The following is a 23160-nucleotide window of genomic DNA, read 5'->3' on the forward strand; positions in this document are numbered from 1 at the left end:
GCATGCCGTCGTCGAGTTGCAGCAAGCCGGCGACCTCGTCGAGACTGAAGCCCATGCGCTGGGCGGATTTGATGAATTGCAGGCGGGCGACGTCATCGGGTCCGTAGCGGCGGAAGCTGCCCTGCGGGCGCTCGGGCTCGCCCAGCAAGCCCTTGCGCTGGTAGAACCGGATGGTTTCGACATGGACCCCTGCCGCCCGGGCGACGGTGCCGATGGTCAGACCATTTGAAATAAGTTGCATCGTCTTGGCTCCGATTCAGGACTGCAAATCCCTGCGCGAAGGGACGAACTGCCGATCGGCGCCAAGCATCTCGATCGAGATTCCCCCTCCTGCCTGTCAGGTTAGCGCAGCTTGCGCGACTGATGAGGACATCCGGACAAAAGGGGGAGAACCATGCAGCAACAAGGCGATGACGAACCAACCCGCGCAGGGCTGCCACGCAAAGAAGAAAGAAGCGCTGACGTGGCGAAGCGGATGGTTCGCACGCTGGCTTGGTCCGCGCACCCGTCCTGGGTCCGACGAGACGGCCGATCACCTGCTGGTCAGCCTGCCCAACATGGCATGGTTTGTCGAAGCACGCGATCTGTATACCGGCGGCCATTTGTGGCGCGTTTCCCGCTATGCACGCATGCTTGCCGCTGCGGCGGGGCTGGATGCAGTAGAGGTCGCGCGCGTCAGCCTGGGTGGGTTTTTGCACGATCTGGGCAAGATTGGTGTGCCCGATGCCATCCTGTGCAAATCAGCCCCACTCACCGACGCGGAGTGGGCGGTCATGCGCACCCATCCGGACATCGGGATGCGTTTGCTCGCAGCGCACCCCCCTGGCCTTCCTGGTGCGCAACGCCATTGGCTTGCATCACGAGCGGCCAGACGGCCGTGGCTATCCCAGGGGCCTGACACTGGAAGCCATCCCTGTTGCTGCCCGCATCGTCGGCATCTGCGACGCCTTTGACGCCATGACCAGCTCGAGACCCTACCGGCGCGGCATCTCGCGCGACGAGGCGCTGGCCATCCTTCGCGAGCAGGCTGGGCGCCAATTTGAGTCAGGGCTGGTTGATCGTTTCGTGCAACTCGGACATAGCAAGCAGCTTGATCACGTGCTGGGGCATAGCGACGACGGTATCCCGCTTCAAGTCTGCCCGAACTGCGGCCCGACCTTGCCGGCCTTGGTTTTGCGCCGCACGTCACAACCACTCGACCGGGTCTATTGCCGCAATTGCGGCGGCGAGTTCACGCTGTTGAAAAAGGGGCAGTCGCTTCATGCCGAGCCCACCGGACGCCAGGGTTTGGCGGAGGATTTGCAACCCGAGGCAGACCCCACACTGCTGCAGCGCAGCCTGGCCGAAGCGCGGCTGTGCTTGCATCTGGCGCTGCCCACTGCTGTAGCCGAGTCGGGGTTGGCGCGATGAAGGTGTTTCTCCGACGTGCCTGGAGCCCGTCCATCCGCGACAGCGCGCTCCAAGTGGCCGGCGGCGTGGGACTGTTGCTCAACCTGGTCAATCAGGGCTGGGCACTGATGCACCTGTCGGGGATCTCTTGGCAATTGCTGGCGATGAACTTCATCGTGCCGTATTGCGTGGCAACGTACAGCGCCGTGAAGAATGCCCAGATCATGCCCGTGCGAAACAACAGCGGGTCAGAAATGGCGAGCCTGTCAGGAAACTCTGCCGGCTCCGACCAACATGCATCCGGCTGGCATTCGAGCCAAGTTGATGCCAGTCTCGGTGCCTCGCCAGCCACATTCATTCACCGCGCGCCCAAGGGCGGCAACATGACAATCCGGGAGACTGAACCATGCATCACGCACCCATCCAGACCATCCGCCCCGGCACGGCCTTGTGCATTCCGAAGCGAACCGAATCAGAAACCCCCGCAGTCCATCCTCAAGACCCAGCATCCGTTGTGATGACCGATTTTGCCTGCGAGTACCCAGTGGTCGCAGGTCCCGAGGAGCAGATCGACAACGCCCTGCAAGACATGGTGCGCTTCGGCGTGCGCGCCCTTGTCGTGGTCGAGCAAGGAGCCATGGTTGGCCTGATCACCGCGCAGGACATCCTGGGGGAGCGGCCGATGCAGTTCCTCGCAAGCCAGGCCTGCACGCATGACACCTGCCTCCATCGTGACGTCCTCGTCGGCGACATCATGACGCCGGTGGCCGAGCTGCCAGTGTTGGCGCTCGATGCGTTGTTCGCCGCTCAGGTGGGCGATCTGGCCGAAACCTTTAGGGCGACATCTCAAACGCATCTGGTCATCATCGAGAACGAGCCTGGTCAGCGTTCGCGCTTGCGTGGTTTGGTCTCTCGCACGCGGTTGGGAAGGCAAGTGGGCATGGACATCGCGCCAGTCAGCTACCTGCCACCGACGCAGGCCGCTCTGGCCATTGCCAGGTCCTGACCCGCTCCGGCAAACCCTCTACTCAATCTTCAAGCTAGGGACGGTGTCAGGAAAGGAAGCCGTCCTCGACCAAATAGTCAAGGGATGGACTGTGTGCATACCGCGCCCAGCCGACCTCCCGATCCACCCCAAGGAGTTTGTCATGCAAACACGCACCCGTCGTTCCCTGTCCCATGCCCTGCCCGCCCTCGCCGTTGCCGCAGCAATGGTCAGCCCGATGCCGCAGGCATTGTCGTCTCTGGCACCCATTCAGGCCGCCCAGGCTGCAAGCAACCCCTGCGCCCCGGCCAACCCCTGCGCCCCGGCGGGCAAAAAGTCCACCAAGATGGGGCACAAGGCTGTCAATCCCTGTGCACCGGGGGGTAAGAAGGCCATGAATCCGTGTGCTCCATCGAAGTGAACTTCGAGGCGCGATGTCCGCGCTTCCAACCCCACAACGATCCATGAGGAGCGAGCGATGAACGCGACAACCAGAAACACGCCGCGCCGATCCACCCGGCTCGCTGGTAAGACAGTTGCAAAGTTCACGCTGCCGGGCCAGGTGGTTCTGGTGTTGCAAGGCGGTGGTGCGCTCGGCGCTTACCAGGCGTGTGTCTACCAGGCCCTGTCCGAAGCCGGCATCGAACCGGATTGGGTGATCGGCACCTCCATCGGCGCCGTCAATGGCGCGCTCATGGCTGGCAACCCTCTGGCAGAGCGGGTACAGCGGCTGCGGGCGTTCTGGCGTGCGGTATCGCACGGCGGCTGGCCTCGATTCACCGGCAACTGGTCGCGGCTCGAGGCCGTGTTGCAAGGCGTTCCGGGGTTTTTTCGTCCCAACCCTGCAGCATGGCTCTACCCGGACAACGAACTCGGTGAAGACGCTGCTGGGTATTACCGCACCGACGCGCTGCGCAATACCCTGGATGGCTTGATCGACACTCGGCGAATGAGCGCTGGCGAGATGCGTCTGACCCTCGGCGCCGTGAACGTGCGGAGTGGGCAGTTACGGTATTTCGATTCGCGCGATGAACCCATCACCCTCGACCATGTGCTGGCCTCGAGTGCGCTGCCACCTGCCTTCGCACCGGTGCGCATCGGCGAGGAATTGTTCTGGGATGGTGGCATTGCGTCCAACACGCCCATCGAAGCCGTGTTTGACGACCGCCAGCGACACGACGCGCTGATTTTTGCAGTGCAGGTCTGGAATCCGCAAGGCGAGGCACCGACCACCATGCACCAGGTCTTCGCACGTCACAAAGACATTCAGTACGCCAGCCGTGCAGAGAGCCATGTGGCGCGACAGAAGCAGTTGCACACCATGCGTCACGTCATCCGCCAACTCGCCCAGTACCTGCCCTCAGCACAGCGTGGCCGCAGGGATGTTGCACAGATGTTGAGCTACGGGTGCGGCACCACCATGCGCATCGTCAAGCTGCTCTCGCCTGCGCTTGCGGGCGATGACCACACCAAAGATCTGGACTTCATACCCGACGGTATCGAGGCCCGCTGGCAGGCAGGTCATGCAGACGCCCTGCGTGCACTGCTGGCCGAACCCTGGTGCAGGCCTGTCGATTCGATGCAGGGTGTGGTGGAGTACGACGTATCCCTGTTGCAGCCGCAAACCGCGGCGGCTTGACGCCACCCACAAGGAGCCATGATGAAACGCATCCTCTTCCTTTTGATGCTCTTGGCCAGTCTGGCCTGGGTACTGCCTCCCGTCTGGGCAACATCGCCCAGCACCGAACAACTGGCCGCCAGCATGCTGGACCATATTCATGAGGCCACGGCCATATCCGAGGGTCGAGGCAAGCGTGTGGTGAACATTTTTTTCGACCCCAACTGCCCTTACTGCCACAAGCTCTACAACGACCTGCGCCCCTGGGTCGGCAAGGACAATCTGGAACTGCGCTGGATTCCGGTGGCCATCCTTACCCCGAGCAGCATGACCAAGGCTGCGGCCATCCTGCAGGCACCGAGCCGATTGCAGGCCTTCTACAAGAACGAAAACGACTATGACTTCAACCCCAGCGGCTCTCCGGGCGGCGGCATTGATCCGGCCAAGGTCGTCGAGCCACAGACCCGCAAGGCGATCGACGCTAACGACGCTGTGCTCAAACGCGCCGGGATCTACTACGCCATCCCGCTGGTGGTCTTCAGGAACAAGGCAGGCAGGGCTGAATTGTCGATCGGTGCGCCGCAGTCCGACAAGCAGTTGAAGGACATGCTTGCGTCCGTGGAGTGAAGCCTCGTGGAGCCAGGCGGGCTGCGCCTCACGGAGAATTGCCATGAATCGTCTGTTGTCAGCGACCGGTTCGGCTCTGGCGCGCTATCTGTCTGCACCCAGCTACTGCGCTCCGGTGCGTACCCCCACCAATCTGCAACACCTCCAGGCGATGATCCGACCGGGCGACGTCTTGCTCGTCGAAGGTCGAAGCCGTTTCAGCAGTGCGATCAAATACCTCACCCACTCCGTGTGGTCGCATGCGGCGTTGTATGTCGGCCTGCTCGATTCGACGACCACGCTAAACGATCGCAGCCCTTGCTTCATCGAGGCTGATGTGGTCGATGGGGTCCGTGCTGTGGGCTTTGCCGAATTTGCCGGGTACAACTTGCGGTTGTGTCGGCCTATCGCATTGCGCGCGGACGATGTGCAGCGTGTGGTGGCCGAAGCCCGTGGCCGTATCGGCCATCGTTATGACCTGCGCCACATCATCGACCTGCTGCGCTATCTATTGCCCACACCGCCGGTGCCGGGCCGGTGGCGTCGGCGCATGCTCGCCCTGGGCAGCGGCGACCCGACGCGAGCCATTTGTTCCAGCCTGATCGCGCAGTCCTTTCAGGCCGTGCGTTATCCCATCCTGCCCCAGATTGAGGCAGTGCCGAGTAACGATCCAAACTGCACTGCATGTCAGCGCGAGCAATGGCATATTCGCCACAACAGCCTGTTCGTGCCGGCCGACTTTGATCTGTCACCCTATTTCGCCATCGTCAAGCCCGAAGCCGACGCGGCGCTCGATTACCGCGCCCTGCCGTGGGCGTCGATGCAGGGCGGCGACCCAGCGCTGCCCGCCCACGCAACAGCCGATGTGCGTGGATAAGGCGGACGCATGGATGCGGCTGACACGCCGCAGACATCATCGACCCTGACGGAGGTTGCCGACTCGCTGTTTGTCCAGGATGACCAGCAGGATTCCACCGAGTATGGCGACTGAGGCCAGCACGAGTCGCAGGGTGATAGCCTCGTGCAGGAATACGATGCCGCCCAGCGCCGCAAGTACCGGAACGCTGAGCTGAACGGTGGCGGCCTGCGTAGTTTTCAGCGATGGCAAAGCGGAGTACCAGATGGCATAACCGATTCCCGAGGCCACTGCGCCCGAGGCGACGGCAAGCGCGAGGCCGGTTGCGTCCACTGAGGAACCTTGGTGCCACAGGACGACGAATCCCGCCAATCCCGCGGCAAGCGGTGCTGCGCGCAGGAAATTTCCCGCCGTGACCCGAATCGGATTCCCTGCGCCTTGACCGCGCAATGAATACATGCCCCAGGCCACTCCGGCACTCAACATCAGCAGCGACCCGGCCAGAGGTGGCGCGGACAGGCCTGGCAGCAACACCCCGAGCAGGCCCGCGATAGCCAGCATAAAACCGGCAAGTTGCGGTCTTGTCAGCCGTTCCCCCTTCCACACCCCGCGTCCGATCATGGTGGCCTGAACCGCACCGAACAACAGCAGCGCCCCCGTGGCCGCTGACAGCATCACATAGGCAAATGAAAACCCTGCCGCGTAAACGAACAGGGCCAATGCCGAAGGCCAGTTGCCTCGGCCCGGATCCGTGCCTCGCTGCACGCGTGCAATCAGCCACAGTGCCACCGCCCCAGACATCAATCGAACCGCCGTAAAGCTGGCTGCATCGATACTCGTGCTCTTGAGCGCAACCCGGCACAGCAGCGAATTGCAAGCGAACGCGAGCATGGCCAGGAAGGTCAGGGACCAGATGCGAGCCAAGGGCATGAAACATTCTCCAGAAAAGAGGAATCTGTGCGTCGACGCGAGCTTGGCGCTTGGTCTTGCCAGGCCAATGCTCCTGATAGCCGATTGATGCAGTCAGTCATCGGTAGCGGTCAAGAAAATCGCGATCGATGCGATCTTTCCAGCGCATCACCCAGCGGTCTTGCCACCCCAGAGCGCCGCGCGAGGCGATGGCACGGCCATCGCCGGTGTTGAGCAGCACCAGAAAACGCCTCTGGGGCTGGTAGATGGCAGGCGGTTGAGCGCGCAGCATGACATGCAAATTGTTCGCAAGCACCGGCCCCATACGCACCGAGAACACGCCCGATTTGGGCAGCGCCTGAGGGGTGAAGGACGCGCAGTCGCCCACGGCGAACAGCCAGGGATGGGATATTGAGCGCAGCGTTGCGTCCACCTGCACGAAGCCGCGCGCATCCACCGCCAAGGCGCTTTGCGCCGGCCAGGCATGGGCGACGCCACCAGTGGCCCACAGCACCACGTCGGCGGGCAACTCTCCACCTTTCGCATCGAGCAGTGTGCCTGCGCCCAGCGTTGCGGCCTCGAACCTGGTTTGCAATGCCACCCTACGCTGCCGCAGCGTGCGCAACGCCAGCCAGCGCGCCGGGGTGGACAGGCCGGGCAAGAAGCTCCCGCTCCTGGTGGTCAGCGTGCTCTGCGTCACCACGCCCTGAGCGGCCAACCTTGCTTGTAGACCCAGCAGCATTTCGAATCCCGCCGCACCGGCACCCACGCCCACGAGGTGCAACGGTGCCTGCGCCTGGCGTGCGGACAGTGTCGTGAGCAGATGCTCGGTACGCTCACGTAAGGCGGTCAACGGGCGCGTCGGCAGAATGAGCGGTTGACCAGGGGTGGGTTCGGGCGCGAGCACGGTGGAGCCGATATTCAGCGCCACGAAGTCGGCTTGCAGCGTCTGTCCGCTCGCCAAGACCAACATGCGCTGCGCGGCATCCAGAGCGACGACTTCATCTTGCACCCAGCGTGCACCAGCGGCGGCGGCCAGCGCGGCGAAGTCGATGCAGCAATCCTCCCAGGCGTAACGGCCACCAAGCCAGCCAGGCATCATGCCGGAGTAGGGCGCTTGAGCAATGGGCGAGACCAGCAGCAGATCCACATCCGACACAGGCTGTCGTGCGAAACAGCGCAACACCTCGGCGTGCGCATGACCAGCACCGACCAGCACCAGACGCTGGCGTGCCGCCATCAGGATGCGCCCCCATCGACTGCTGCCAGGAAAGCGATGTCGCCGTACCAGGCCGTGGCTCGACCGTGGGTGTTGGCGGTATCGGTGGCGATCGCCACCGCGCCGACACGGGGTAGCCCATGTCGGGCCAGATCCGGAAAAGCTCGACGGAAATCCGCAGCGACGTCGCGCGTCTGACTGACCCAATGGCCAGCTCGGGTGTTGCCACTGTCGGTCACCACCATCATGGCGCGGGCGGTGTAGGCGTTGGGTAGCATGGTGTCCACGGCGTGACTGTTGTCCCACACGTAGTTGATCGCGGCAGCGGGGACATCTGTGCCATAGATCGCCCTGGCGATCGCCAGTTCGGCGCGCAAACCGAAGGAGAGTTCGTCATGCGGAACGGCAAACAGCACATACAGACGCGCGGCATAGTCGTCGCCGGACTTGCGGTCCAGGTCGGCGACGGCGATGGCGTGGCGGATTTTCCAGCGCCAGCGCAGCAGGGGCGTGCGGCTCAGATCGATATCGGTGCGATGAATCAGCCCTGACATCGAATCGTCGGCGCGTGCCTCGATCACCGTCACCCCCTCGTCATCCACCAGCGTATAGCGCGTCGATGCCGCCTTGGGCGCAGGTCGAAACGCAGACCATCCTGCCGGTCGGGCATGCCCAGGCGCATTCGCGGAGAACGGCGCCATCGGTACCTCTTCGTCAGAGGCCGAGGACCATGCCGCAAACGTCGCAGCCGAGGTCGCCGCGCGCGCCGATGTATCGAGCAAAGCAGGCTGAGTCACGAGCAAGGAGAATTTCAGAAGGAGTCGACGTTGCATGGCCAAGCTACAAAAATGTCGGGCAGGATGTGGCTAGACCGGCAGATGTGAGAACACGCTTCGGTGACGGCGTGGCTATCAGGCCGGAAAGCCAGTGAGCTGGCAACCGTGAGAGATCCGCGGGCGTATCGATATCGCTCACGGCCTCGAGTTCGGCCCAGCGCAGACCTTGCTCGAGAAGGCGCGACCGGACCTCGGTCATCACGCGGGGCGTGCTCCAGCTCTGACCCGTGAACACCATCTCCAGGCGCGGCGCAGCGGCTCGCGTGCACCCAACCAAGGCGAAGCCACCATCCAGTGTGGGGACGAAGACGCAATCGGTCTCGCCCAGCACGTCGGCTGCTTCGAGCAACAAGGCCGCGTTCAGCGCCGGAATGTCGCTGCCCAAGAGCAATGCAGCCGGTACCACGCACGTCTCGCGCACAAGCGCTGCAAGCATGCGCATGCCAAGATCCGGGCCACGCTGCAGCTTGCGAACGGCGCCATGCAGGCGCGCGGCGTCTCGCAGCGTGGCGTGGCGCGCAGTAGCGTACAAGCTGAGCGGGCCGAGCAGACTTGCCGCCGCCTGTGCCAGGGCGTGATCGAGCATTCGCGCTGCCAGAGCCGCTGCACCATTGGCACCTAGCGCGGGAATCAGCCGGGTCTTGGCCTGCCATGCGAGTGGCGGTTTGGCGAACACGATCACAGCGATCGACATGGTCATTGCGGCCCTTGGTAAAGGCGCGCCAGCAGCGCCGGCTCGGCGCCCAGGAAGTAGCGCAGCCGCAGCCACCACATCAGCGTGATCGTGCGCCACATGCCGTGCACCAGCCAGCGCCGCCCCGAGGTGCGAACCTGCGAGCGCAGCGCCAGCGGCGGACTCAGGCGTTTGAGCCGCCGGCTGATTTCGATGTCTTCCATCAGTGCCTGATCGGGAAAACCGTTAACGGCGTCGAACGCATCGCGGGTCATGAACAGGGCTTGATCTCCGGTGCAGATGCCGCTGATGCGCGAGCGCAGGTTCATCATCGTCGCCACCGCCCTCAGCATTGGCCGCTCGGGTTCAATGCACACGTCGAAGCGTCCCCAGACTCGCACACCGCGTGCCAGACCATCGAGCACCAGGCTGTCCGCATCCTGCGGAAGGAGGGTATCGGCGTGCAAGAACAAAAGCACGGAACGGCCGCTTGCCTGGGCCCCAGCATTCATCTGGGCCGCGCGTCCTGCCGCGCTGTGGATGATCTGGTCGACCCAGGGCACGGCCAATTCCGCCGTGCCGTCGCTGCTGCCGCCATCGACCACAATAACTTCGGTGCCACGCGCACGTAGCGCCTGCAGCCCTTGCAGTGTTGCGTCGATTGTTGACGCCTCGTTACGCACGGGAATGATGATCGCCAGAACGGACCTCTGCGTCATGACAGACTTCCCCCGCGCCGCCAGGCGAAAAACCGCTGCGCCAACGCCAATGCCCGCGGAGACACGTGGGCACGCTTCCACTGGCCGGCCGTCGCTTTGGCCGCTTCGCTCCAGGTCGGATAGGCATGCACGGTGCCGAGAATGGCCCCAAGGCCCAGTCCACGACGCATCGCCAGGGTGAACTCGGCGAGTAATTCGCCAGCATGCTGGCCCACGATGGTGACGCCCAGGATTTTGTCCTTGCCTGGCACGGTGAGCACCTTGACGAAACCTTGCGTGGCGTCTTCGGTGATGGCGCGGTCGAGTTCAGCCAGTGCGTAACGCGTGACCTCGCAAGCCACGCCTTTGTCTGCAGCATCGTTTTCGTTCAGTCCGACATGGGCGACCTCGGGGTCGGTGAAGGTCGTCCAGGGAATCACCGAGAGGTCGGACTTGAAACGCCACCAGCCGCCAAGCAGCGCGTTGACCGATGCCGTCCACGCCTGGTGCGCTGCAGTGTGGGTGAACTGGTGCGGCCCGGCCACGTCGCCGCAGGCGTAGATGTTGGGGTAGAGGGTTTGCAGCGTCGCGTCGACCTGCACGGTGCGGTTGGGTCGCAGCGGCAAGCCCAGTTCCTCAAGGCCATAGCCGCTGGTGCGCGGCGCACGGCCCAGTGCGCACAGCAGGGTGTCGAACTCGACCTCGATCTGGACGCCACCGTTTTGCTGGGCCAGCACCCATTGACGCCCTTGTCCTCGCTCCACGCGCAGCGCCTTGTGCGCGGTGAGCAGGCACACGCCATCGGCAGTCATGGACCGGGCGACGAGTTCGGCCACGTCCGGGTCTTCGCGTTGCAGGATGCGGGGCAGCATTTCCAGCAAGGTGACTTGGCTTCCCAGGCGAGCGAAGGCTTGCGCCAATTCGCAGCCAATGGGCCCGCCGCCGAGCACCAGCAGGCGTTGCGGCAGTTCACGCAAGTCCCAGAGGGTATCGGATGTCAGATAGCCGATGTCGGTCAGTCCTGGGATTGGCGGCACCAGCGGTGTGGCACCTGCGGCGATGACGATGGCCCTGGTGGAAAGCACCGTACGCCCTTCGGGCGAATCGACCTCCACGGTCCATGGTGAAGTGATGCGCGCATGACCCTGGAGGACATCCACCCCGAGCGCTGTGTAGCGCTCGACCGAGTCATGTGGTGCGACCTCGGCCACGGCGGCATGCACACGCGCCATGACGGCGGCGAAATCGACCTGCGGCGTGCATGAGCCCAGCCCTAGACGGTGCGCTTGTCGCATCTGGTGCGCAACGCGGGCGGCATGAATCAACGCCTTGGATGGCACGCAACCATAATTCAGGCAGTCGCCTCCCATGCGCCCCCCTTCAACCAGTGCCACACGTGCTTTGGCGGCGGCTGCGATGTAGGCCGATACGAGCCCGGCAGCACCTCCGCCGATCACCACCAGATTGTGGTCAAAGCGCCTTGGCCGCGACCAAGGCTTGTAGAGTCTGCGTGCTCGCAGCCGAGCCAGCACGACCTTGGCCACCAGCGGAAACAGGCCCAGTAGCGTGAACGACAGCAGCAAACCGGGTGAAGCGACGTCCGACAGCGCGTGGATCTGTGCCAGTTGGGTGCCGGCATTCACGAACACCAGCGTGCCCGCCAGCATGCCGACTTGGCTGACCCAATAGAAGGTGCGCAGGGGCATTGCAGTTAGACCCATGGCCAGGTTGATCAGGAAAAACGGAAAGGCCGGCACCAGGCGCAGGGCAAACAAATAGAACGGCCCGTCGCGCACGATACCGGCATCTATAGCCGCGATGCGCACGCCTAATCGCGTGCGCACCCAGTCGCGCAGCACGAAGCGGGCCGATAGGAAGGCTAAAGAAGCGCCGATGGACGATGCGAACGACACCAGCACTGTCCCCCAGATGAGGCCAAACAACGCACCGCCAGCAAGCGTGAGGACAATGTCTCCGGGTACCGAGATCGACGTCATGAGGATATAGATGACGAAATAGGTCGCGGCAAATGCGAGCGGGCGGGTCTGGCGCAGAGCGTTCAGCATGTCCAGATGCTGGTGTAGCGCCTCCAGGCTGAAATAGCGACCCAGCCCAAGGCCGAACCAAGCCCAGAGCGCGGCCCCCAGCAGGGCGAGGATGAGGATCTGGCGCAGTCGCATGAGGCGTCTCGATCGGAATGTATGGGGCGTATGCACGTTGCAGCACTCAGGCAACGGCCTGGGCGCCAGCGTGTGCCGACTCGAGTGCTCCGCCGCAACTACTGCCCTGGCCTGCGGTGCAGCCGTAGCAATGGTCGGCGATGGCGATCGGCCGCCCGCAAAAACCGTCGGGCTCGGCCAGCAGCTCGCGCAGGTGCGGGCGCGGGTGGCGGGCGTCGGCAGCACCCAGCGGCAGCCCCAGCATCTGGTTGAAATCGCAGTCGTGCAGATAGCCTTGCCAGTCCACAGAAATCAGGTCGCGGCACATCACGCCATCGAGATTCTCGGAACGATGCGCCGCGTGCAGAGTTTGCATATAACCATCGAACTGGCCCTTGGACACCAGCATGCTGCCAAAGCGCTGGATCGGCATATTGGCAATCGTCAACAAGCGGTCGAAGACGATACCGAATCGCTCGCCGAGCAGGCACTTGTAATCGGCCTGCAGCTTGTCCTGTGGTGGTGGCAACATCGGGCCGAGGGGGTTGTAGACCAGATCGAGCGATAGATCGCTATCAGGCTGGCCATAGCCCAGGCGGTTGAGCCATTGCAGGGCGTTGATACTTTTCTCAAACACACCGCCTCCGCGTTGTGTATCAACATTGTCCTCGGTGTAGCACGGCAAAGAGGCCACGACGTCGACGCCTTGCGCGGCGAGGAACGGTGCCAAATCGTCCTGTCCCGGCTCGAACAGAATGGTGAGATTGCAGCGATCGATCACGCGCACCCCTGAAGCCCGCGCAACGTGCACCAGATCGCGGAAATGCGGACTGAGTTCAGGCGCGCCTCCCGTCAGGTCTAGCGTTGCGATGCGCCCGCTGCGCAACAGCGAGGCCACCAGCGCGGCATTGTCCGCATCCATCATCTCGGTGCGATTGGGCCCAGCGGCCACATGGCAGTGCTGGCAACTCTGGTTGCAACGGTAGCCGAGATTGACCTGGAGGCTTTGCAACCGGCGGCGCCGAATGAGTGGGAAATCTGTCTTGCGCAGCAAATGGATGGTGGCGTGCATGCCTTGGCTCCTCGGTTAAGGGCGACCCACCTGCGCTTTCAGGCTTGAACGTGCGGCGGGCGGGTTTCATGATCAACATGAAACTTCGTCGGATGAACCGGCGATTCCTGACAAGTCAAACGTTGCACAATGGCCTGCAGTTTCAGGCGAGCAACACATCCAGGCGCGCGCGCACCCCGGGCGACATGTCCTCAAACCTTGTGACCAGGGCCGATTGCAATGCCGTATGCGCAGGCGAGGCGATCGGATCTGCATGCAGCAGTCTGACCAGCGTGCGCACCACGGTCTGTGCATGTTCGGCGTTGCGCATCAAGTTGGCGATGGCCATGTCGGCACTCACGGCTTCGCGCTGGGTGTGCCAGCAGTCGTAGTCCGTCACCAAGGCCAGCGTTGCGTAGGCCATTTGGGCTTCGCGTGCGAGGCGAGCCTCGGGCATATTGGTCATGCCCACGATATGGGCGCCCATGCCTCTAAGCATGTGCGACTCGGCCCGGGTGGAAAACGCCGGTCCCTCGACGCAGGCGTAGGTGCCACCACGATGCAGACGTACATCGGGCAGCTTGCTGTGGGCGAATGCGGTCGCCACGCGCGCCGCCAGCAAGAGGCAGACCGGGTCGGCCATTGCCACATGGGCAACGGCACCATCCCCGAAAAAGGTGGATGCTCGCCGACGCGTCAGGTCAATGAACTGGTCGGGCAACACCATGTCCAGCGGCGCAATCTCCTCGCGCAGAGAACCCACCGCTGAGATGGAGAGCAGCTCGCGCACGCCGAGGAATTTGAGCGCATGGATATTGGCACGGTAGGGCACCTCGGACGGAATCAGTCGATGGCCGCGGCCGTGCCGGGCGAGGAAGGCCACGGGCACGTTGTCGAGAAAGCCGGTGATGATGGTGTCCGAAGGAGCGCCGTAGGGTGTGTCGATGTGATGCTCACCGAGGTTCTCCAGTCCTTCCATCGCGTACAGGCCGCTGCCACCGATGATGCCGATGCGTGGGTGATCCATGCTCAAGACTCCTTGTGATATGGGCAAGGGTGAATAGGGTCGTGTGAAGGGTCATGCGCGCAGCGTTCGCTCTTTTCTGACGTTGAACCAACGCCGAAGCGCGAAAGCACCGGTCAACACCAGGACTCCCCCGGCGACGGCGAGAGGCAGTTCCCAGTTCGGATGACTGATGATGAACGGTAGTAGACCCACGGCGAGCGCAGGTGGTACGTGCAAATCGAGAACGCTCAGGGCCACGATCCCCGCTCCCAGACAGCACACGGCGGCCAGCGGCCCCACACCCCAAAGACTCACGAAGGCGACCCCAAATGTCGCACTCAAGGTACAAGCCAGGAGCAAGGCCCAGGGTCGCTCCGCCCAAGGGCAGACCGTGGGATGGGCGAACATCTCGTAGCCCATGACGACCAGCGGTGGAAAGAGCAGCAGATGCCAGCCTGTGAGCAAGGCGAGAGCTGCCACAGCGAAAAGGAACCCGAAAAAATACGGCATCCAAGCCAGGCCCGACGCGGCGGCCTCGACCGTATCGTCCGCCTTTTCGGTGCCAGTGAAGCCAGATGCGGGTGCCGCCTGCGGCAACATGGTCGTGCGTATCACCGCAAGTAGGGCGAGCGCTGCCGTACCGAGCAGAATGGAAGGTGGATACCACCAGCTCGTGATGCCCAAGACCAGGGGCAAGAGCCCAGCGGAAATCGCCGGGGCGATGGGAGACTGCAGGGTCTGGATAAGGCCCACGGTGCTGCCCACGCTCAGGAACACCGACACAAGCCCAAACGACATGTGCCGAGCGATGAGGATCCCGACCACGGCCGCCGCCACCGGGGTTGTCGCAAGCCACAGCGGGGAGCGCGCCCAGGCACCGCGAGGGCGGGTAAAGACATCGTGCGCCAACGCGCCCAACTCCGGAAACAGGATGGTGCCCACACCCGTGACACCGGCCAGCGCCGCGATGGCTGCGATATAGGCCAGCGTCAGCAACTCGCCCATCTTGCGCAAGCGACGCGGCGAGACGTCGATCTCAGCGGCATGCATGCGACCGGACTGGAGGTGCTCCATCGCAGACATGCTGCAGCCGATCGCGCGTTGCTGCACAAGGACCCCTGCCTATCAGGATCGCTGGCCTCGTTGGTGACGTCATCCGCGCGCGCATGCTCAGTTCATCGGATCGACCGCCCAGCCATGCTCGGCCAGCCAGGCCACCTCGAGGAAGCCGGATGGGACGATATCCGACTCGCGCACCCCATACAAAGTATGCCAGTCCAGATTCATCCCCTTGAGGGTGTTGTTGCAGATGGCAAAGCGCACACCTTCCCGACGCAGTTGATCCACGGTGGCCTGCAAGGCGGGGTCCATCGGCTCCTCCAGCAGCTTGAGACCCGGCCCGTAGAGCACGACGCGCGCTTCGAGCTTGCCCTTCCACGCCTTGATGCCCTTTTCGCTGTTGGCGATGTTACGCAACTTGAACGCCCAGACCCCTGGATCGGAACTGGTGATGGGCACGACCATCCGCACCGTTCCAAAGGGCGCGTGATGCATGGTGGGCTTGACATAATTCGCCAGCGCCACGGGCGAGAAACCCAGGGCGAGCGCGCACGCGGCCCCGGAAGCGGCCAAGAGAAAACGGGTTTTGGATGACTGCAGCATGACGATCTCCTGATCAAGGTGTTGATAGGTCTAGCGGTGTCGATGCCCGCCCCGGAATCTCGGGGCTCATCACCGATCGCGCTTTGGCATAGCACGCATCTGTGTTGGTCGCGCGACGCGCGAAATCCTGACAGCGATGCGTCGATCACACCGGCACGCCACTGCATCAGGAGACACACCCGTCATCCGCCGCCACGTTGCGTGGCGCGATCAAGCCCTTGCTGGGCGCGCCTGCGCTCATTCCGCCTCAGACCCTGATCGACAAGCTGCAGATGCAGTTGCGGCAGACGCAAAGCCCCGATCTGGCGTTCCAGTAACGTTTTTCAACTCAGCGCGAAGGTTGCGCAGTCGAACCGAACCTCGCAATGCTGCCTGACTGGGTCGATCTCGAGAAGGGCGCCAGGCAGAGCCACTGGTAGCCAGAACAGAAGCTCGTTCACGTTGCACGTCATCACGCGCTCGAAGGCTGGATCAGGTCCTGGAAGAACATCGCGTTGTCATCCCAAAAGGGAAGGTAGTGACGCGAGCCCAGGAATCGTCTGGTCTGGCCTGCCCGGCAACCGCTCCCTTGTCTGGCCGATTCGGTTGCACCACGCCACACGAAACCCGAAAGCCTTGGCACTCCAGGCATCCCAGCCGTTGGACGAGACGAAGAGGATGCGCTGGGCTGGCAGTTCAAAGGCGTCCACGGCGAGTTGGTACACCTTGGGGTGGGGCTTGAAGGTCTGTACGGTATCGACCGACAGGACGGCAGACAACATCGCTCCAAGTCCTGCATGCTGAACGGCACCATCGAGCATGGTTGAGCTGCCATTCGACAGAATGCCCAGGCGTTTGCCGCTTTGATGCAGATGCTGCAGCGCGTCGGCCACATCCGGAAAAGCATCGGGTGTGAGATACGCGCGCATCAAATCGGCCCGTAAATCCGGGTCGGCAAGACTCAGACTGTCCATGGCGAAATCGAGCGCTTCGGAGGTCACAGTCCAGAAGTCGGCCCATTGGCCGCTCAATCCGCGCAGCCAAGTGTATTGCAATTGCTTGTCGCGCCAGATCTGCGCCAGCGACGCCCAGCGTTCTCCGAGGTGTGCGGCATGACGACGCGCGGCACTGGCCGTGTCGAACAGCGTGCCGTAGGCGTCGAAAACAACGGCATCAATCGAGACGAATTCTGGACGCATCGCAAACTCCTGGCTCCTATCCGAGAAGGCCTGCGCGGGAATTCCCGACGCAGACTGGCACCACCTTGCGACCCCGAGATCAGGCCGCCCAGGCATAGGCCTGGAACGCCGGGTCGACTTCGGTCTGCATCAAATGATTTGAGAAATTACTCAAGGTCTTCACCGCCAACGCCAGCACGATTTCCAAGGCATGACGATCGGAGTAACCGGCAGCACGAAATGCTTGCAACTGCTCGGGACTCGGGGTGCCACGGCTCTCAACCATGGTGTGCGTAAACGCTGACAACGCCGCCAGCTTTGCATCGGGAATCGCAGCACCCTTGCGCAGCGCCTCGAGCACTGGGGCCGGCACCTTGGACATTTTTTCACCGATCATGCTGTGCGCAGCCATGCAGTAGGTGCAGCCGTGGAACCGGCTGATGGTGAGGAACACCACCTCTTGCTCGGCTTGAGTGAAGCCCCCGTCCTGGCGGAAGCGCTCATAGCCAAGTAGATAGGTTTCGAGCAGTCCGGGAGAGTTCACCATATTGGCATACATCGCTGGGACGAAGCCCAGCCGTGCCCGGGCGGTCTCGAGCATTTCGCGGGCCTTGCCCTGCGTCGAATCCGCGGTTTGGGAGGGAAGGTTTAATGTTGCGATCGATGATGTCATGGCATGTCCTCGGTCAATGCGCCTCATGGCGCGGGTTGGGCCTGTAGCAAACACAGGCAGAAATATATTGGAATGATTGTTCCAATATTGTCAAAAAAATTAGCTCTCAGCGATATTGCGGGCGAAGCGACGAGCCGTTTCACGCACCAATGCAGGGGGCAACCCGGTTTTTTGCAAGGTACGAAGACCCGCGATGGCACCGATGATTTCGGCGGCAACGCAGGCCGGGTTCTCTCGATGCGGCTGCGCCTGCTTCACCAAGTCCGCCATGTGCTTGGCCATGCGCGCAAAGCCTGCGCGCACCGTCTGGATGACTGCGACATCCGCGCCGCGCAGTTCATTCACGCTGTTGATCAGCAAACAGCCCTTGCCGTCGCTGTTGTGATGCGCGATCTCCAAAAAAATGCTTTCCAGTGCTTCGTGCAGGGAGCGGCCTCGAAACGCCTGTTCCAATTCCACAATCTGGCGATCGACATAACGGCTGATTGCCGCCTGCAGGATGTCATTCTTGCCACCGAAGCTGCTGTACATCGATGAGCGCGCCAACCCGGTGGCGTGCAACACGTCGTCAACGCTAGTCGCGCCCAGCCCGCCTTGCCAGAATGCGCCGACGGCTGCGTCAATCACGGCGGTTTGATCAAATGTTCGAGGTCTAGGCATGAAGTACATTTCCTATTTTGAACTCGATGGTACAAAACTCCAGTAACCTTCGCTATTGTTTGGGCTTTTGGCCTCGCTGGTGGCGTCCAAGGATCAAGACCGGCGCTGCAGAGCCGAACGCTGTCTTCCCAAATCAATCGCACGAAGGCAAGCGTGACAAGGCCAGCTCCTCGACACCGCCGACGTGTATGGCCTGGGCAAATTCGTAATCAGGCCCATGCACGATGCGCGCAAAGTACGACGCGTGGGCATCGCTCCCAGGGGGCCAGTTACACAGAAAGCGGCGCTGCCAAGCCGCGTGATCGAACCGAATGGGCAGCGCATCGAACCGCAGGCCACCAAGTTCAATGCCATACAGGCTGTCGTGTGGCACCTCGGGGCGCACCGAAATCCGAGTCAGCAGACCGTACGTCGTATCACGAAAATTGGGCATGCCGGCGGCGCCATTGTTGATGATCAAGCGCTTGTGACCATCAACGTCGAGGGCGAACGCCACCGGCAGGCAGGTGTGCGAGGAGCAGAAGGCACTCACCCGCGCTTGTTGGAATGTCGCTCCGAGTTTGTTAAGCAGGCTTGCTGCCTGCGCCTGCCTGGTTCGGTGCACGAGGTTCTCGACGGCGAAGTCCCAGCCAGCAAGCGAATGCGCGTCGCCATGCGCGATGCCGATGCGGTGCTCACCGACGGCCACCGTGGCATGCATCGGCAGGGCTGCCAGCCGTTGCAAGATGTCGGGAAAATTCGCCGCCTGTGCATACAGGCGTTGCATGATGCGGTTGGAGCGCTCGACCACCGTGTCAGGCACATCATCCGGATAGGCGCACCCGCAGCCGGCAGAGCCGCTCGGGGTACTGAGTTCCATCTCGACATTGCCACAAATCGCGGCATGCTCAAGTACGACTTGGTTGATGCTTGCGAAACTATCGGCATCCACGTCGAACCAGTTGAAGTCACCGTTGAACATCAGCGTCACCGGGTACCCACGCAACAACTCAGCCTGCCGCATCGTCAGCACGGCCCGCAGTGCCTCGACGTTGCCGTACAAGCCGCCGACCACATACAACGTCTCGGCCTCGAACCGTGGCGTGCTGTCGAACGCGTTCGGGGAATAGCGATAACGCAATGGGCAGTTGCGTCCAGGCTTCGCATGATCCGCGAGGCGCGGACCTGTCATCACGCTAATTCTCCCGCGACCATCCCCTCGAGCGAGCGACCTTTGCCTTCGACGCCGTAGATCGCCCATGGAACCATCGCCACCGCGCCAATCAGCCAGAACGACGCCAGCAGGACCAGCGCCGCAACCATGCCATAGGCATCAGCTACCGCGGTCAGAACCAATGGCGCAGCAAAGGCACCGATACGACCCACGGCCACCGAGATGCCGATGCCAGTGGAACGCAGATGGGTGGGAAAGAGTTCGGAAAACGTCGGATACGCCGAGATCCAGCCTCCAGTGGCGAACAGGTTCGCCAGGGTGAACGCCGCAAGGACCCAGACCCATGAATGCGTCTGGATGGACGCGGCGAGCAGCAGGGCTCCCATAGCCGCAAACGTGTAGAACACCGGTACGGTCAGCTTGCGTCCGGCGCGGTCCAGAACCAGCGCAACGATGAGCCCACCAATCAAGGCGCCAATATTGCCAATCAGGTAAAAAAATGGCGCGAATTGGCTGCTGACATGAACCGCCGGCAGGATGAACAGTGCCAGGAAAGCGAACAGGCCGTAGTAACCGGCCGCCTCAGAAAAATCCAGCAAACAGCCCAGCGCGACTCGACCCGGATAGCGGGTGACGAGTGTGCGTGTCTGCTCCCAGACGCCGGTCGGCGCGCGCCTCTTTCCAGCAGTAGGCCGCCTGTGCACGTCCCAATCGCCCCGCCCGTGCTCAATCCCGCTGACGACATGCTCGGCGCCGGCGAGGTCGCCCTGGCTAATCAGCCAGCGCGGAGACTCGGGGATGGATTTGCGCATGAATGCGGTGCTTGCCGCCACCAGTGCGCCAAAGCCGAAGGCGACTCGCCAGCCGATGTCGGGCGGCAGCAGATTGACCACGTAAAGTGAGACCAGCGCAGCAAGGATGGCGCCCAGAGGCCAGAAATTCATCACCGTCGCGTTGGCCTTGCCGCGGTTGCGCGCCGGGATGAACTCGCTGATAGCGGCGTTGATGGCCGAATACTCCGCGCCGACGCCGATGGCGGTGAGCAGACGCAGGATCAAGAGCGATTCGAAGTTCCAGGCGAATGCCGTCAGCAGCGTAAACACACCATAAATCAGCAGCGTGAGCAAGAACAGTCGCCTGCGTCCAAAACGGTCGGCCAGGAAGCCAAAGCCATAGGCGCCGATCATCAACCCAACAAACCAGATGCTAAGAATCCAGGATGCCTGCGCATTGCTCAAGTGCCACAGGTCCTTGAACACCCCGATCACATTGTTGACAATCGTGACCTCGAAGGCATCGAGCAGCCAGCCGATACCTAGGGCAATCGTGACGGTGGAGTGGAACCGGTTCCAGCGAACCCGGTCCAGCCGTTCGGCCAAGTTGTGATGCATGGTCAATGCCCCTTCAAGCGGCACTGCGCCGACGCTGCATCCAGTGGTCTACGGACCATTTACCCGGCCCCCACAAGGCTGCAACCAGGATCAAAATGCCCCAGATGACGTGGAACATGATGGCTGGTGCCTACAGGGCATACATGTAGGACAGCAGCGCCACAGCGTTGACCACGAACAGCCCGAGTGCGCCGAAGCGCCCGAACAGGCCCAGGGCGACCAGCGGCGGCAGTAGCAATTCACCTGCCGTACCGACGACGGCTGCAAGATGCGGGGGCAGCAGCGCAACATGGAACTCGTTCTCGTACAGCCAAACCGTCCCCGCCCAATCGCGCAGGCTTTGCAAGCCGGAGTTGAAGAACACGTAAGAGACATACAGCCGTGCGGCGAGCAACGCGGGGGACTGTAAACCGTCGAGGGCACGGACGAGCATGCCCCAGGCGCGGCTTAGCGGATTGGCGTTGTTGGTGGTGGATCGCAAGGGCAAGGTCGTCATGGTCGTCTCCATCGGGTGAGGTGTGGGTTGGGTGATCGGCGGGCATGGAGCGCGTTCATTGCGGCCTTGATCGCGGGCCGATGTGTGCATCGACTTCTGCGATGGTGGCCGTGCCGCGAAGGTCTTGCACACCCTCCAGCCAGCCATGTGCAACGGCAAGGTGCAGCCAAGCCGTCAGGTCGAATGTGTCGGGCACGACATCCAGCGCTGCGGCCAACGTCGGGCTGGTTTCCAACGCCGACATCCATTGCGCCTCAGTTGGGGCAAGCGCAGTGCACTGCGCTTGCAGACCTTCACGCCAGACCCAGGCGGTCTCACCGGGTTGCTGCAAAGCTGCGCGAATTCCCAGAGCATCAGGTTCGGGCTCGCGGTGCAATCGCCACAGCGTGACGATGGGCCAAGGCGAGACAATCAGACGGGTGCCGGGAGCCAACCGCATATGCAATTGAATGGGGTCATCCGCAGCAAGGCGCTGCAAATCATCTTGCGTCAGTCCGGCGGGAGGTTCGAACAGAACTTGCCAAAGTGCCAGATCCAATCGGGCGCAGTCGGCCAGCCAAGGCCACGGCAACAACTCGGCTTGTTCAGCGACGGTTTGCGGAAAATCCGCACCAACCCAGGCCAGATCGCCTTGCCTGGGCGGGCGGCTGTACCAATGGCGGACGCAAACGGCTTCAAAGGATTGCTTGCCCAGCATGGCCAACATGCTGGGGAACTGCGCGCGCAAGGCTTCGACGGCATGGGCCAAGCCGTTGGCGCGATAGTCTGAGAGTCCGGCCAGCCAGCGCGCGCCGCGCTGACGTATTGCAAGTTCGTTCGTCGGGATTGAGGTGGGCTGGGGGGCGAACAGGGCAGCGAGCAGGCTGCGCTGGCGTTGCGCTTCGCGTTGCCGAGCTTCAAGTTCGTGAGGCGGCTCCACGGGAGGCTGATTCGAGGCGCTCATCGCAAACACTCCAGCAGGGCACCTTCGGAGCTCAAGCGCTCCAGATCAGCCAAGTTGTTCATGCTGCGCCAGGCCACGTTCGGGACGAGACCGGCCGCAGCCTCGTCAAGCAGCGCTTGCGCTTGCGCGGCTTCGCCCAATAGCACATCGAGCGCGGGCAATGCGGTGTCCCACTCGATCAGCGTAGGCACGGGGCCGAAATGCCGCAAGGCGTGAGCGTAGGCCATCCACACCGGCAGCGAAACCACGTCGGAATGGTCGTCAATCACCACGCCATCCTGCACGCTATGACCAGCAAGGTGCATCTCACGCACGAGCCTTGGCGATGAGGCACGGGCAAGAGCATCCAGCCAGTCGCACACGGCGCGCAGGGGATCAGGCTCATTGGCGTTCTTGGCATTGACCATCAGGTTGTTCACGTCCAGCAGCAGGCCGCAGCCGGTGCGCGCACCCAGTTCGGCAAAGAATTGCGGCTCGCTGAAATCGCAATCGGCAAAGTCCAAATAACTGCTGAGGTTTTCTACCAGGATGGGCCGGCGCAGACGCTCCTGCACCTGCTGCACGTTGGAGCAAAAAATGGCGAGCTGCCCATGTGTGAACGCCACAGGCAACAGATCGTTGGCATGGACGATGCCGCTTGGGGCCAGCGGTGCCCGGGCAAAGCAGGCATGGTCCGACACCTGCACAGGTTCGATGCGCTCAACGAGCGCGGCAAGTTTGTCCAAATGCTGCGCGTCCAGCCCACAGGCCGAACCCAGCGCCAGACCGACGCCATGCAAGCTGACGGCGTGATCCTGTCGCACGAAGGTCAGAACCTGCGCCGCCGCATCATGTGGGTTGAAAAAATTCTCGGAATGCACTTCGACAAAACCGACGTCAGGCTGCGCCGCGCGGAAGTCGCGGTAATGCGGCTGGCGCAGGCCGATGCCGACGTGGAGCGTTTGGGCTGTCAGTGCTGTGGGCATGGCGAATTCCGTTAGCCGATTGCAGAGGGGATGCGCCGGTCGAAGTGCCGACATT

The 23160-nt window shown here is 62.7% G+C and carries 27 protein-coding genes; 8 read left to right on the top strand and 19 right to left on the bottom strand.

Going from position 1 to position 23160, the window contains the following annotated elements:
* On the bottom strand, positions 1–241 hold a 241-nt coding region (locus tag ACYCUK_RS14700; protein ID WP_461595455.1), incomplete at its 3' end, for a MerR family transcriptional regulator.
* Positions 242–629: 388 nt separating this feature from the next.
* Here ACYCUK_RS14700 and ACYCUK_RS14705 point away from each other — a divergent pair.
* The 8 genes from ACYCUK_RS14705 (at position 630) to ACYCUK_RS14740 (ending at position 5475) form a co-directional block, all read left to right on the top strand.
* Positions 630–953 carry an HD-GYP domain-containing protein gene (locus ACYCUK_RS14705; RefSeq protein WP_461595490.1) on the top strand — a complete coding sequence of 108 codons (324 nt, stop codon included), beginning with the start codon at positions 630–632 and terminating at the stop codon, positions 951–953.
* A complete protein-coding gene (locus ACYCUK_RS14710) occupies positions 835–1410 on the top strand; it encodes an HD-GYP domain-containing protein (RefSeq protein ID WP_461595456.1) in 576 nt (191 codons plus the stop codon). Before ACYCUK_RS14705 ends, ACYCUK_RS14710 begins: the two co-directional genes overlap by 119 nt.
* Entirely contained in the window at positions 1407–1907 is a 501-nt protein-coding gene (locus ACYCUK_RS14715) for a hypothetical protein (protein WP_461595457.1), read from the top strand. The genes ACYCUK_RS14710 and ACYCUK_RS14715 overlap by 4 nt, the downstream gene beginning before the upstream one ends.
* Positions 1907–2395, top strand: coding sequence for a CBS domain-containing protein (locus ACYCUK_RS14720; protein WP_461595458.1), 489 nt, complete (start codon positions 1907–1909; stop codon positions 2393–2395). The genes ACYCUK_RS14715 and ACYCUK_RS14720 overlap by 1 nt, the downstream gene beginning before the upstream one ends.
* A gap of 142 nt (positions 2396–2537) precedes the next feature.
* Positions 2538–2795 (top strand): hypothetical protein, encoded by a 258-nt coding sequence (locus ACYCUK_RS14725; RefSeq protein ID WP_461595459.1) that lies wholly within the window; start codon positions 2538–2540, stop codon positions 2793–2795.
* A gap of 57 nt (positions 2796–2852) precedes the next feature.
* Positions 2853–4013, top strand: a complete 1161-nt coding sequence (locus ACYCUK_RS14730; protein WP_461595460.1) for a patatin-like phospholipase family protein — start codon at positions 2853–2855, stop codon at positions 4011–4013.
* Positions 4014–4034: 21 nt separating this feature from the next.
* On the top strand, positions 4035–4619 hold the full coding sequence (locus ACYCUK_RS14735) for a thioredoxin fold domain-containing protein (RefSeq protein ID WP_461595461.1): 585 nt from the start codon (positions 4035–4037) through the stop codon (positions 4617–4619).
* A gap of 43 nt (positions 4620–4662) precedes the next feature.
* Complete coding sequence (locus tag ACYCUK_RS14740; protein ID WP_461595462.1) at positions 4663–5475, top strand: YiiX/YebB-like N1pC/P60 family cysteine hydrolase; 813 nt, start codon at positions 4663–4665, stop codon at positions 5473–5475.
* Between the two features lie 36 nt (positions 5476–5511).
* On the opposite strand, the gene ACYCUK_RS14745 is transcribed toward ACYCUK_RS14740, so the two are convergent.
* The 18 genes from ACYCUK_RS14745 to ACYCUK_RS14830 form a co-directional block, all read right to left on the bottom strand.
* Positions 5512–6384 (bottom strand): DMT family transporter, encoded by an 873-nt coding sequence (locus ACYCUK_RS14745; RefSeq protein ID WP_461595463.1) that lies wholly within the window; start codon positions 6382–6384, stop codon positions 5512–5514.
* A gap of 97 nt (positions 6385–6481) precedes the next feature.
* On the bottom strand, positions 6482–7603 hold the full coding sequence (locus ACYCUK_RS14750) for an FAD-dependent oxidoreductase (RefSeq protein WP_461595464.1): 1122 nt from the start codon (positions 7601–7603) through the stop codon (positions 6482–6484).
* Positions 7603–8415, bottom strand: a complete 813-nt coding sequence (locus tag ACYCUK_RS14755) for a DUF3047 domain-containing protein (protein WP_461595491.1) — start codon at positions 8413–8415, stop codon at positions 7603–7605. The genes ACYCUK_RS14750 and ACYCUK_RS14755 overlap by 1 nt, the downstream gene beginning before the upstream one ends.
* A 7-nt stretch (positions 8416–8422) precedes the next feature.
* Positions 8423–9112 carry a TIGR04282 family arsenosugar biosynthesis glycosyltransferase gene (locus ACYCUK_RS14760; RefSeq protein WP_461595465.1) on the bottom strand — a complete coding sequence of 230 codons (690 nt, stop codon included), beginning with the start codon at positions 9110–9112 and terminating at the stop codon, positions 8423–8425.
* 2 nt (positions 9113–9114) lie between these two features.
* Positions 9115–9810 carry a TIGR04283 family arsenosugar biosynthesis glycosyltransferase gene (locus ACYCUK_RS14765; protein WP_461595466.1) on the bottom strand — a complete coding sequence of 232 codons (696 nt, stop codon included), beginning with the start codon at positions 9808–9810 and terminating at the stop codon, positions 9115–9117.
* Positions 9807–11969: an FAD-dependent oxidoreductase gene (locus ACYCUK_RS14770; protein WP_461595467.1), complete on the bottom strand. Its 2163-nt coding sequence runs from the start codon at positions 11967–11969 to the stop codon at positions 9807–9809. The genes ACYCUK_RS14765 and ACYCUK_RS14770 overlap by 4 nt, the downstream gene beginning before the upstream one ends.
* A 46-nt stretch (positions 11970–12015) precedes the next feature.
* The gene (arsS, locus tag ACYCUK_RS14775) at positions 12016–13020 is read right to left on the bottom strand and encodes an arsenosugar biosynthesis radical SAM (seleno)protein ArsS (RefSeq protein WP_461595468.1); all 1005 of its coding nucleotides are present in this window, start codon (positions 13018–13020) and stop codon (positions 12016–12018) included.
* Between the two features lie 142 nt (positions 13021–13162).
* Positions 13163–14026 carry an S-methyl-5'-thioadenosine phosphorylase gene (mtnP, locus tag ACYCUK_RS14780; protein WP_461595469.1) on the bottom strand — a complete coding sequence of 288 codons (864 nt, stop codon included), beginning with the start codon at positions 14024–14026 and terminating at the stop codon, positions 13163–13165.
* 51 nt (positions 14027–14077) lie between these two features.
* Positions 14078–15088, bottom strand: a complete 1011-nt coding sequence (locus ACYCUK_RS14785; protein WP_461595470.1) for an HPP family protein — start codon at positions 15086–15088, stop codon at positions 14078–14080.
* A gap of 87 nt (positions 15089–15175) precedes the next feature.
* Positions 15176–15667 (bottom strand): DsrE family protein, encoded by a 492-nt coding sequence (locus tag ACYCUK_RS14790; protein ID WP_461595471.1) that lies wholly within the window; start codon positions 15665–15667, stop codon positions 15176–15178.
* Positions 15668–16164: 497 nt separating this feature from the next.
* Positions 16165–16845, bottom strand: a complete 681-nt coding sequence (locus ACYCUK_RS14795) for a haloacid dehalogenase type II (RefSeq protein WP_461595472.1) — start codon at positions 16843–16845, stop codon at positions 16165–16167.
* A gap of 79 nt (positions 16846–16924) precedes the next feature.
* A complete protein-coding gene (locus ACYCUK_RS14800) occupies positions 16925–17497 on the bottom strand; it encodes a carboxymuconolactone decarboxylase family protein (protein ID WP_461595473.1) in 573 nt (190 codons plus the stop codon).
* Between the two features lie 99 nt (positions 17498–17596).
* The gene (locus ACYCUK_RS14805) at positions 17597–18124 is read right to left on the bottom strand and encodes a TetR/AcrR family transcriptional regulator (protein WP_461595474.1); all 528 of its coding nucleotides are present in this window, start codon (positions 18122–18124) and stop codon (positions 17597–17599) included.
* Between the two features lie 166 nt (positions 18125–18290).
* The gene (locus ACYCUK_RS14810; protein WP_461595475.1) at positions 18291–19331 is read right to left on the bottom strand and encodes a hypothetical protein; all 1041 of its coding nucleotides are present in this window, start codon (positions 19329–19331) and stop codon (positions 18291–18293) included.
* Positions 19328–20701, bottom strand: coding sequence for an MFS transporter (locus ACYCUK_RS14815; protein ID WP_461595476.1), 1374 nt, complete (start codon positions 20699–20701; stop codon positions 19328–19330). Before ACYCUK_RS14815 ends, ACYCUK_RS14810 begins: the two co-directional genes overlap by 4 nt.
* A 130-nt stretch (positions 20702–20831) precedes the next feature.
* Positions 20832–21197, bottom strand: coding sequence for a DoxX family protein (locus tag ACYCUK_RS14820; RefSeq protein WP_461595477.1), 366 nt, complete (start codon positions 21195–21197; stop codon positions 20832–20834).
* 55 nt (positions 21198–21252) lie between these two features.
* Positions 21253–22140 carry an HvfC/BufC N-terminal domain-containing protein gene (locus ACYCUK_RS14825; protein ID WP_461595478.1) on the bottom strand — a complete coding sequence of 296 codons (888 nt, stop codon included), beginning with the start codon at positions 22138–22140 and terminating at the stop codon, positions 21253–21255.
* The gene (locus tag ACYCUK_RS14830) at positions 22137–23105 is read right to left on the bottom strand and encodes an MbnB/TglH/ChrH family RiPP precursor modification enzyme (protein ID WP_461595479.1); all 969 of its coding nucleotides are present in this window, start codon (positions 23103–23105) and stop codon (positions 22137–22139) included. Before ACYCUK_RS14830 ends, ACYCUK_RS14825 begins: the two co-directional genes overlap by 4 nt.
* Positions 23106–23160 lie beyond the last annotated feature (55 nt).

The sequence above is a fragment of the Thiomonas sp. genome, from assembly GCF_054608695.1.